This window comes from Collinsella sp. HCP28S3_E9 (assembly GCF_052065455.1).
Taxonomy (GTDB): Bacteria; Actinomycetota; Coriobacteriia; order Coriobacteriales; family Coriobacteriaceae; genus Collinsella.
The window spans coordinates 1-10,820 of record NZ_JBQHTZ010000025.1 but is presented as its reverse complement, the minus strand read 5'-3'; the positions used below and the strand labels follow the sequence as shown (position 1 = coordinate 10,820).

The following is a 10,820-nucleotide window of genomic DNA, read 5'->3' as shown; positions in this document are numbered from 1 at the left end:
AGGGTGCGGAGCTGAGGAAACGCGAAGCGTTTTCCAGCGCAGCACGCAAGGAGCGGAGCGACGCAGCGGGGCGCGGCCGCCGGAAGGCGGACGCGGAATCCCTCCGTCCCAGCCAAGGTAACTGAGCGCCCCGGGCTTTCATCAGCCCGGGGCGCTTTCTTGTGGGCATGCGGAGGATTCGAACCCGCAAGGGTGCGGAGCTGAGGAAACGCGAAGCGTTTTCCAGCGCAGCACGCAAGGAGCGGAGCGACGCAGCGGGGCGCGGCCGCCGGAAGGCGGACGCGGAATCCCTCCGTCCCATATCAACAACGGGCTCTCCGTATCTCAACCGGCACTTGGGGACGTTCCCAAAGTGCCGGCACTAAAGGAACGTCCCCAAGTGCCGGCTCATCCACCCTCAAAAGACAGACGCCCCAAGCCCGAAAGGACCAAGAGCGCCTTACATCAAGAAATATCAGCCCCGTTCCGAAAAGCGAGCCGTCATCTACAAAATGGCGCGTGGCCCCGGCGGGCCGGGCATTAAGTTTGTCGCGAGTTCCGCACGCAAAGAAGGCCACATGACCTCGATGTTTTGGACGTGACAGCGAGAGGGGTCCTGGTATGGCAAGGTGACGTGAAACAAGGCGGCGCTGACCTTCTGGTCGCGCCGCCGAAGTTGAACGTCAGATTGCCGTGCCAGGGCCCCTCGCAGCGTCAAGAAGACCGCCGTTCGGTAGAACGGCGGAATTTAGCTGTTCAGCATGCGGTCGAAGCTTCCCGAGTCGCCATCCCGATAGTCGGCGGTCATCAGAATCTCCTGCGGAATGCGACCGCCCTCGCGCAGCACATTGCGGAACTGCACGCGCGTGACCATAGGCAGATCCTTGATCGTCGCCGCCAAATTCTGCGGCACACCCTGATTGGCAGCCGCAGGCTCGCACTCGCCGCCAGCTTTCACGCGACGCTTGTGCTCGGCGAGCATGGCACGATACATGCCGGCATGCAAGCGAATCTCAACCACATTGGCATTGCGGGCCTGCTCGACGATGCGCGCACCCTCTCGGTCGATATCGCCCACGTAGTAGACATAGTTAAAGCGATAGCCGATCTCGGCCAGATAATCATCCAGTGCGTGCGAGACGCTCGCCTTGCAGCCACCGCCAAAGATCACGCCACCCACCTTGGTGCCAAAAAGCTTAGCGTGCTTGCGGCCGCGCAAGAGCTTGACGATCTCGTCATAGGTGTCTAGGTTCTCGACCATAATGAACGGCCTGTCGGCGCCCAGCGTAAAGAAGCCCGTAAAGTGCACGGGGCGATTGGGGGCGACCTTAATCGCCTGCATGCTGATGCCCTTTTCGGCCATACGCCTCATCAGGCGCTCGCCGTGTTTACCGTCAAAGGCCTTCTCATCGTTAAAAATCTGGTAGGCGCGCTGGCGACGCGAGGCGACCGGCGTGTCGGCGCCGCGATTCTGCTCAATCCAAGCCTGGATGGTCTCAATCTCCTCGGCAATCTTGCGGTTGGACATCTCGTTGTGCTGAGTGCGCTGCGAAACCTTTTTGCCGTCCTTGGCCTCAACCTTAACGATTTGAGTCTGTTGCTCCTTAATCTTGGAGAGTGCAGCAGGTGTGGGAACGACCTTGAGCAGCTGACTGGCCAGGACACGGGCCAGAGCAAACGCCGAAACCTCGCCATGAGCGGTCGACTCAGGCTGCTGGGCGGTCGCATCGTTTGCAGTCGATTTGGGCTGCGTCTGGGATTTGCACTTGGAATCTGTCCGAGTATTGCGCTCTTGCTTTGGCGCGGACGAGCCCTTTTGCGAACGCTCAGGCTTGCCCCCCTTTACTGGCTGGCGCTTGGGCTGCTCCGCCGGGATCTCAGCCTTCGCATCCTTGTTTTGCCCCGCTGCCTGCTCGGCCACGGATTCGGTATTTGAGCCACGGCCGCCACGGTGACGACGACGGCGAGGCTTGCTCGAAGCGCTCTCCTCCGCTTTCTCGCCCGCAGACTGCTGGCCTCGGGGCTCGACATCGCCCGTAGGCCGCGGCTCAACAGGCTTCTGCTCACGGACCATCGGCTCGGCAGCCTTCTCAGCCTTCTCCGCTGGTGCAGCGGGAGCCTGGTCGGTCTTTTCTTGACGCCTTGCGGGATACGCACGACCCATAAAGCCGCGTCCGGGACGGCATGAACCCGGAGCCTTCTTGACGGGCTCCTCGGGTGCACCAGCAGCTTCGACGGACTCCTGAACGTCGCACACAACACCTCCCTGCTCGGCCTTAAAGTGAGCACCGCGGCGACGCTTAGGCTCCTGGACTTCAGCGGCGCACTGCGGCTCGGTAACAGCCTCATCCTCGACGGGCTCGACATCCGTCGCATCCTTTTGAGCCACGGCGCGACGGAAGCGCTCCTGCTGGGCACGGCGCTGCGCATCGCGTTTACCGCCCCCGCCAAAACCGCCGCGGCCCGCCTTGGCCGTAAAGGCGCGAACGACGCTTTCGTCAAGCAGCTCATCGGTGTCGACGTTCTCGCGCGGAGCCGTTTCCACCGCAACAGGCGCCTCGACAACGTCCTCGACGGCCTCTTCGGCAGCCTCGGCAGGCTGCTCCTGGACATCGCGAATCTCGGCATTAATGGTATAGAACGCTGGGCGCCCGTTAACGCCGCTGCCCTCGATCTTGGTAACGATCTTTGCCGCGATAAGTTCATCGCGCATCGCCTTGGTGTCACATTCCTTATCGACGGAACGGAAAATCTGTGCCAGCGCGCTCGACTTGATCTTGAGCGCCTTGCGGCAGAGCAGGTCGTAGGCAACCAGCTTGGCACGCTCGGCAGAAAGCGACGTCTGGCTGCTCAGACGCTCAGCCAGGGCATCGACGTTGTTTTGGTTATCGGAATATACCGTCTTGGCCACGGGGCCCCTTTCATATGTACACATATACGTCTATATGGTACAACGCACGCCCCTATCCACGCAAAACATCTGCGAGAACACCCGGGCACACTAGCTTTTGCATGGAAAAAGGCCGAGCCCGCGCAGTTGCGGACCCGGCCTTTCCGAGTCATATAGATGTGACGTTCAATCCCTTAGATCGATTAGGCCTTGGCGGCCTCGGCGCCTGCGGGAGCCTCGGCAGCAGCAGCGCGACCATACTCGGCCTTGCCCATCTCGGACCACTCGGGTTCCTCGTCGGGCATGGAACCGGCCTCCTTGCCGAAGAACTCCTTGAGGCAGTTGACGGCAACGATGAGGCCCAGGACCATCAGCAGGACGGCAAAGACGAGCTGCAGGCCCTTGGTGGCGGCGACGGAGACTGCGGCCGTAGTGGCGGTAGCCGGGATGGTACCGAAGAAGCCGTAGGCCTGGACGGCGGTCATGCAGCCCATAGCGCTCTGGACCAGCGAGGTGAAGGTGCAGCAGAGTAGGAAGGCGACGGGCACGTAGAGCATCCAGCCCTTGCGACCGGTGCACTTGCAGAACACGGCAAGGGTGATCATGGTCATACCGCCGAGCAGCTGGTTGGAAGCACCAAAGAGCGGCCAGATGTTGGCATAGCCGCCAAAGGCGAGGGCGAGGCCGGGGAGCAGGGTGACAACCGTGGCGAACCAGGGGTTGCCGAGGACCTTCATGTAGCCGGCCTTGGACTCGATGGCCAGGGCGTCGTTGGTCTGGGCAAAGAACTCGGAGAACGAGGTGCGGGCAATGCGGGCGACGGCGTCGAGCGAAGTCAGGGCCAGAGCGGAGACGTTCATGGTCATAAAGACGGTAGCGAGCGTGCCGTCAACGCCGAAGGCCTGCATACCGCGAGAAATGCCAGCAGCGAAGATCTGGAACGGGGTGGAAGCGACGCCGGCGTTGAGGGCGCCGGTACCGGCAGTGTTCATGTCGGAGAACATGATGCCGGCGACGATGATGGCGAGGATGCCGACGAAGGGCTCGACGATCATGGCGCCATAACCGACCGTGACGGCGTCCTGCTCCTTCTCGACCTGCTTGGAAGAGGTGCCCGAAGAAACGAGGCTGTGGAAACCGGAGAGAGCGCCGCAGGCAACGGAGACAAACAGGACCGGGAACATCATGCCCGAGGTATTGCTAAAGCCGGTGAAAACCGGAGCGGTGATGGTGGCCTGGCCGTTAACGCCCAGGACGACGATGCCGAGGACAGCACAGACAATCATGACGATCATCATGATGGAAGTGAGGTAGTCGCGAGGGGTCTTGAGCATCTGGATGGGCATGGCACCGGCAAAGACCAGGTAGACCATGACGACGGCGAACCACTGGAACTTGTCCAGGTAAACCGGGAACTGCATACCGACGGCGAACATGAGGACCATGAGCACCACGCCGGTGACGAACTCGGCAGCGCCGGTGAGGTTGAACTTCTTCTGAGCCCAACCAAAGGCCATGGCGACGAAGGTGAACAGGATGGAGATGGTGCCAGCGCAGCCAGCGGCATAGGACTTGGTGAAGTCGATGGCATCGGTGGCAGCGCCAGAGGCGTCAACGACCGGGGTGAACATGAACGTCTTGCAGACCATGTCGGTAAAAGCGGCGATGACGATGATGCAGAACAGCCAGCAGAACAGCAGGAACAGGCGACGGCCGGTCTTGCCGATGTACTTCTCGATGAGCTGAGCCAAGGACTTGCCGTTGTTCTTCATCGAAGCGTACAGGGCGCCAAAGTCGTGAACGGCGCCAAAGAAGATGCCGCCGACGAGGACCCAGAGCACGACGGGCAGCCAGCCGAAGGCCATGGCGACAATCGTACCCGTAACAGGGCCAGCACCGCAGATCGAGCTGAACTGATGCGAGAACGCGGTGAAGGCGGAAACGGGCGAGAAGCTCTTGCCGTCCTTCATGCGCTTGGCAGGCGTGAGGGCCTCTTTATCAACGCCCCACTTGTTAGCCAGCCAGCGGCCGTAGCCCAGATAGCCGCAGGCGAGCACCGCCGCGGCCACAACCATGAGCAAAACTCCGTTCATTACATTTCCTCCTCAAAAAAGAACTTCCTAGACATAAAAAATGAGGGCCGTCGGTTGCGCTCGACGGCCCTCATCTTCATCAGCCGCCCGTTATCGTACGGGCTAGCTGTATGTGCTAACCCGCATCAGATAATTACTACGCTGATAATGTTTAGCTGATGCGTGAACATGTCTAAGAAATCCTCTTCAATCATGATGCGAACGATCCGTGCGTGTTCACATCCCCCAGTGGATGGAAAGGAGTATGAAACTTTAGTTGCCTAAAGTCAACGCAAATATGTAATGGATTTTCAACTTTATTTGAATTTCTCGGTATAAAACGTCACTGACCTCGGACTTTACCGAACGACAGTTTTTGCTTGAGAGATGCTCCTCGGGGGCGGGGCGGGCGCCTGCCGCCATATATGAACTTTCCTGCTCGGACAGTCCTGCTCACGACGGAGGCCACATTAAGTGGCCTCCTGTTCGTGCGGAACTCGCGATAAAGTTCATATATGGCGGCAGGCGCCCGCCCCGCCCCCGAGGAGCATCTCTCAAGCAAAAACTGTCGTTCGGTAAAGTCCGAGGTCAGTGACGTTTTATACCGAGAAATTCAAATAAAGTTGAAAATCCATTACATATTTGCGTTGACTTTAGGCAACTAAAGTTTCATACTCCTTTCCATCCACTGGGGGATGTGAACACGCACGGATCGTTCGCATCATGATTGAAGAGGATTTCTTAGACATGTTCACGCATCAGCTAAACATTATCAGCGTAGTAATTATCTGATGCGGGTTAGCACATACAGCTAGCCCGTACGATAACGGGCGGCTGATGAAGATGAGGGCCGTCGAGCGCAACCGACGGCCCTCATTTTTTATGTCTAGGAAGTTCTTTTTTGAGGAGGAAATGTAATGAACGGAGTTTTGCTCATGGTTGTGGCCGCGGCGGTGCTCGCCTGCGGCTATCTGGGCTACGGCCGCTGGCTGGCTAACAAGTGGGGCGTTGATAAAGAGGCCCTCACGCCTGCCAAGCGCATGAAGGACGGCAAGAGCTTCTCGCCCGTTTCCGCCTTCACCGCGTTCTCGCATCAGTTCAGCTCGATCTGCGGTGCTGGCCCTGTTACGGGTACGATTGTCGCCATGGCCTTCGGCTGGCTGCCCGTCGTGCTCTGGGTCCTCGTCGGCGGCATCTTCTTTGGCGCCGTTCACGACTTTGGCGCCCTGTACGCTTCGATGAAGAACAACGGCAAGTCCTTGGCTCAGCTCATCGAGAAGTACATCGGCAAGACCGGCCGTCGCCTGTTCCTGCTGTTCTGCTGGCTGTTCTGCATCATCGTCATCGCCGCTTTTACCGACATGGTCTGCAAGACGTTCATGTTCACCCCGGTCGTTGACGCCTCTGGCGCTGCCACCGATGCCATCGACTTCACCAAGTCCTATGCCGCTGGCTGCGCTGGCACCATCTCCATCCTGTTCACCTTCGTCGCCATGGCCTTTGGTTGGGCTCAGAAGAAGTTCAACCTCACCGGCGCTGCCGAGTTCGTCACCGGCGTGGTGCTCATGGTCCTCATGTTCGCCGTCGGTATGCAGTTCCCGGTTTACCTGGACAAGTTCCAGTGGTTCGCCGTCGTCATGGTCTACCTGGTCTTTGCCGGTGCCATGCCCATCCAGATGCTCAAGACCCCTCGCGACTACCTCACTTCCATCATGATGATCGTCATGATTGTCTGTGCTGTCCTCGGCATCGTCGTCCTGGGCGTTAACGGCCAGGCCACCATCACCGCTCCGGTTTTCACCGGCTTTAGCAATACCTCGGGCATGATGTTCCCGGTCCTGTTTGTCTCCGTTGCCTGCGGCGCTCTCTCCGGTTTCCACAGCCTCGTTTCTTCGGGCACCTCTTCCAAGCAGGTCGAGAAGGAGCAGGACGCCGTCACGGTCGGTTATGGCGCCATGATCGTCGAGCCCTTCGTCGGCATCCTCGCCATCATCGTCGCCGGCATCATGTTCTCCGACATGAACACTGCCGGTACCGGCGCCCTCAACGCCGGCGTCGCTTCCACCCCGTTCCAGATCTTCGCTGCTGGCATTTCTCGCGGTATGCAGGCCTTCGGCGTTGACGGCACGCTCGCTACCGTCTTTATGACCATGAACGTCTCCGCTCTGGCCCTGACTTCGCTCGACGCCGTCGCCCGCATTGCCCGCACCTCGTTCTCCGAGTTCTTTGCCCAGACCAACGACGCCCTGGCCATCGAGTCCAAGGCCGGCTACATGAAGGTCCTCGGCAACCCCTGGTTCGCCACGGTTGTCACCCTGCTCCCCGGCCTCGCCCTCGCCTTTGGCGGCTATGCCAACATCTGGCCGCTCTTTGGTGCTTCCAACCAGCTGCTCGGCGGTATGACCATGATCACCCTTGCCGTGTTCTGCAAGTGCACCGGTCGCAAGGGCTGGATGCTCTACGTGCCCGTCGCCTTCCTACTCTGCTGCACCTTCACCTCGCTGGTCCAGAGCGCTATGGGCTGCATGACCGCCGTCCAGGCCTACGGCTTCTTCGGTACCATCCCGGCTACCGCCACTACGGCCGCAGTCTCCGTCGCCGCCACCAAGGGCCTGCAGCTCGTCTTTGCCGTCCTGCTGATGGTCCTGGGCCTCATCGTTGCCGTCAACTGCCTCAAGGAGTTCTTCGGCAAGGAGGCCGGTTCCATGCCCGACGAGGAACCCGAGTGGTCCGAGATGGGCAAGGCCGAGTATGGTCGCGCTGCTGCTGCCGAGGCTCCCGCAGGCGCCGAGGCCGCCAAGGCCTAATCGATCTAAGGGATTGAACGTCACATCTATATGACTCGGAAAGGCCGGGTCCGCAACTGCGCGGGCTCGGCCTTTTTCCATGCAAAAGCTAGTGTGCCCGGGTGTTCTCGCAGATGTTTTGCGTGGATAGGGGCGTGCGTTGTACCATATAGACGTATATGTGTACATATGAAAGGGGCCCCGTGGCCAAGACGGTATATTCCGATAACCAAAACAACGTCGATGCCCTGGCTGAGCGTCTGAGCAGCCAGACGTCGCTTTCTGCCGAGCGTGCCAAGCTGGTTGCCTACGACCTGCTCTGCCGCAAGGCGCTCAAGATCAAGTCGAGCGCGCTGGCACAGATTTTCCGTTCCGTCGATAAGGAATGTGACACCAAGGCGATGCGCGATGAACTTATCGCGGCAAAGATCGTTACCAAGATCGAGGGCAGCGGCGTTAACGGGCGCCCAGCGTTCTATACCATTAATGCCGAGATTCGCGATGTCCAGGAGCAGCCTGCCGAGGCTGCCGAAGAGGCCGTCGAGGACGTTGTCGAGGCGCCTGTTGCGGTGGAAACGGCTCCGCGCGAGAACGTCGACACCGATGAGCTGCTTGACGAAAGCGTCGTTCGCGCCTTTACGGCCAAGGCGGGCCGCGGCGGTTTTGGCGGGGGCGGTAAACGCGATGCGCAGCGCCGTGCCCAGCAGGAGCGCTTCCGTCGCGCCGTGGCTCAAAAGGATGCGACGGATGTCGAGCCCGTCGAGGATGAGGCTGTTACCGAGCCGCAGTGCGCCGCTGAAGTCCAGGAGCCTAAGCGTCGCCGCGGTGCTCACTTTAAGGCCGAGCAGGGAGGTGTTGTGTGCGACGTTCAGGAGTCCGTCGAAGCTGCTGGTGCACCCGAGGAGCCCGTCAAGAAGGCTCCGGGTTCATGCCGTCCCGGACGCGGCTTTATGGGTCGTGCGTATCCCGCAAGGCGTCAAGAAAAGACCGACCAGGCTCCCGCTGCACCAGCGGAGAAGGCTGAGAAGGCTGCCGAGCCGATGGTCCGTGAGCAGAAGCCTGTTGAGCCGCGGCCTACGGGCGATGTCGAGCCCCGAGGCCAGCAGTCTGCGGGCGAGAAAGCGGAGGAGAGCGCTTCGAGCAAGCCTCGCCGTCGTCGTCACCGTGGCGGCCGTGGCTCAAATACCGAATCCGTGGCCGAGCAGGCAGCGGGGCAAAACAAGGATGCGAAGGCTGAGATCCCGGCGGAGCAGCCCAAGCGCCAGCCAGTAAAGGGGGGCAAGCCTGAGCGTTCGCAAAAGGGCTCGTCCGCGCCAAAGCAAGAGCGCAATACTCGGACAGATTCCAAGTGCAAATCCCAGACGCAGCCCAAATCGACTGCAAACGATGCGACCGCCCAGCAGCCTGAGTCGACCGCTCATGGCGAGGTTTCGGCGTTTGCTCTGGCCCGTGTCCTGGCCAGTCAGCTGCTCAAGGTCGTTCCCACACCTGCTGCACTCTCCAAGATTAAGGAGCAACAGACTCAAATCGTTAAGGTTGAGGCCAAGGACGGCAAAAAGGTTTCGCAGCGCACTCAGCACAACGAGATGTCCAACCGCAAGATTGCCGAGGAGATTGAGACCATCCAGGCTTGGATTGAGCAGAATCGCGGCGCCGACACGCCGGTCGCCTCGCGTCGCCAGCGCGCCTACCAGATTTTTAACGATGAGAAGGCCTTTGACGGTAAACACGGCGAGCGCCTGATGAGGCGTATGGCCGAAAAGGGCATCAGCATGCAGGCGATTAAGGTCGCCCCCAATCGCCCCGTGCACTTTACGGGCTTCTTTACGCTGGGCGCCGACAGGCCGTTCATTATGGTCGAGAACCTAGACACCTATGACGAGATCGTCAAGCTCTTGCGCGGCCGCAAGCACGCTAAGCTTTTTGGCACCAAGGTGGGTGGCGTGATCTTTGGCGGTGGCTGCAAGGCGAGCGTCTCGCACGCACTGGATGATTATCTGGCCGAGATCGGCTATCGCTTTAACTATGTCTACTACGTGGGCGATATCGACCGAGAGGGTGCGCGCATCGTCGAGCAGGCCCGCAATGCCAATGTGGTTGAGATTCGCTTGCATGCCGGCATGTATCGTGCCATGCTCGCCGAGCACAAGCGTCGCGTGAAAGCTGGCGGCGAGTGCGAGCCTGCGGCTGCCAATCAGGGTGTGCCGCAGAATTTGGCGGCGACGATCAAGGATCTGCCTATGGTCACGCGCGTGCAGTTCCGCAATGTGCTGCGCGAGGGCGGTCGCATTCCGCAGGAGATTCTGATGACCGCCGACTATCGGGATGGCGACTCGGGAAGCTTCGACCGCATGCTGAACAGCTAAATTCCGCCGTTCTACCGAACGGCGGTCTTCTTGACGCTGCGAGGGGCCCTGGCACGGCAATCTGACGTTCAACTTCGGCGGCGCGACCAGAAGGTCAGCGCCGCCTTGTTTCACGTCACCTTGCCATACCAGGACCCCTCTCGCTGTCACGTCCAAAACATCGAGGTCATGTGGCCTTCTTTGCGTGCGGAACTCGCGACAAACTTAATGCCCGGCCCGCCGGGGCCACGCGCCATTTTGTAGATGACGGCTCGCTTTTCGGAACGGGGCTGATATTTCTTGATGTAAGGCGCTCTTGGTCCTTTCGGGCTTGGGGCGTCTGTCTTTTGAGGGTGGATGAGCCGGCACTTGGGGACGTTCCTTTAGTGCCGGCACTTTGGGAACGTCCCCAAGTGCCGGTTGAGATACGGAGAGCCCGTTGTTGATATGGGACGGAGGGATTCCGCGTCCGCCTTCCGGCGGCCGCGCCCCGCTGCGTCGCTCCGCTCCTTGCGTGCTGCGCTGGAAAACGCTTCGCGTTTCCTCAGCTCCGCACCCTTGCGGGTTCGAATCCTCCGCATGCCCACAAGAAAGCGCCCCGGGCTGATGAAAGCCCGGGGCGCTCAGTTACCTTGGCTGGGACGGAGGGATTCCGCGTCCGCCTTCCGGCGGCCGCGCCCCGCTGCGTCGCTCCGCTCCTTGCGTGCTGCGCTGGAAAACGCTTCGCGTTTCCTCAGCTCCGCACCCT

The 10,820-nt window shown here is 60.4% G+C and carries 4 protein-coding genes; 2 read left to right on the top strand and 2 right to left on the bottom strand.

Annotation, left to right across the window (positions count from 1 at the left end):
• Positions 1-727: 727 nt before the first annotated feature.
• Complete coding sequence (locus ACTNA2_RS08785; protein WP_441049314.1) at positions 728-2,890, bottom strand: hypothetical protein; 2,163 nt, start codon at positions 2,888-2,890, stop codon at positions 728-730.
• Positions 2,891-3,072: 182 nt separating this feature from the next.
• The gene (locus ACTNA2_RS08780) at positions 3,073-4,962 is read right to left on the bottom strand and encodes a carbon starvation CstA family protein (RefSeq protein WP_441049316.1); all 1,890 of its coding nucleotides are present in this window, start codon (positions 4,960-4,962) and stop codon (positions 3,073-3,075) included.
• Between the two features lie 896 nt (positions 4,963-5,858).
• Between ACTNA2_RS08780 and ACTNA2_RS08775 the strand changes: the two genes are divergently transcribed.
• Together ACTNA2_RS08775 and ACTNA2_RS08770 are read left to right on the top strand one after the other, a co-directional pair.
• Positions 5,859-7,748, top strand: coding sequence for a carbon starvation CstA family protein (locus ACTNA2_RS08775; RefSeq protein WP_441049316.1), 1,890 nt, complete (start codon positions 5,859-5,861; stop codon positions 7,746-7,748).
• A gap of 182 nt (positions 7,749-7,930) precedes the next feature.
• Positions 7,931-10,093, top strand: coding sequence for a hypothetical protein (locus tag ACTNA2_RS08770; protein ID WP_441049314.1), 2,163 nt, complete (start codon positions 7,931-7,933; stop codon positions 10,091-10,093).
• Positions 10,094-10,820: the final 727 nt, after the last annotated feature.

Coding starts and splice junctions, on each gene's coding strand:
- ACTNA2_RS08780 (WP_441049316.1), bottom strand. CDS start 4,962: ATGAACGGAGTTTTGCTCATGGTTGTGGCCGCGGCGGTGCTCGCCTGC.
- ACTNA2_RS08775 (WP_441049316.1), top strand. CDS start 5,859: ATGAACGGAGTTTTGCTCATGGTTGTGGCCGCGGCGGTGCTCGCCTGC.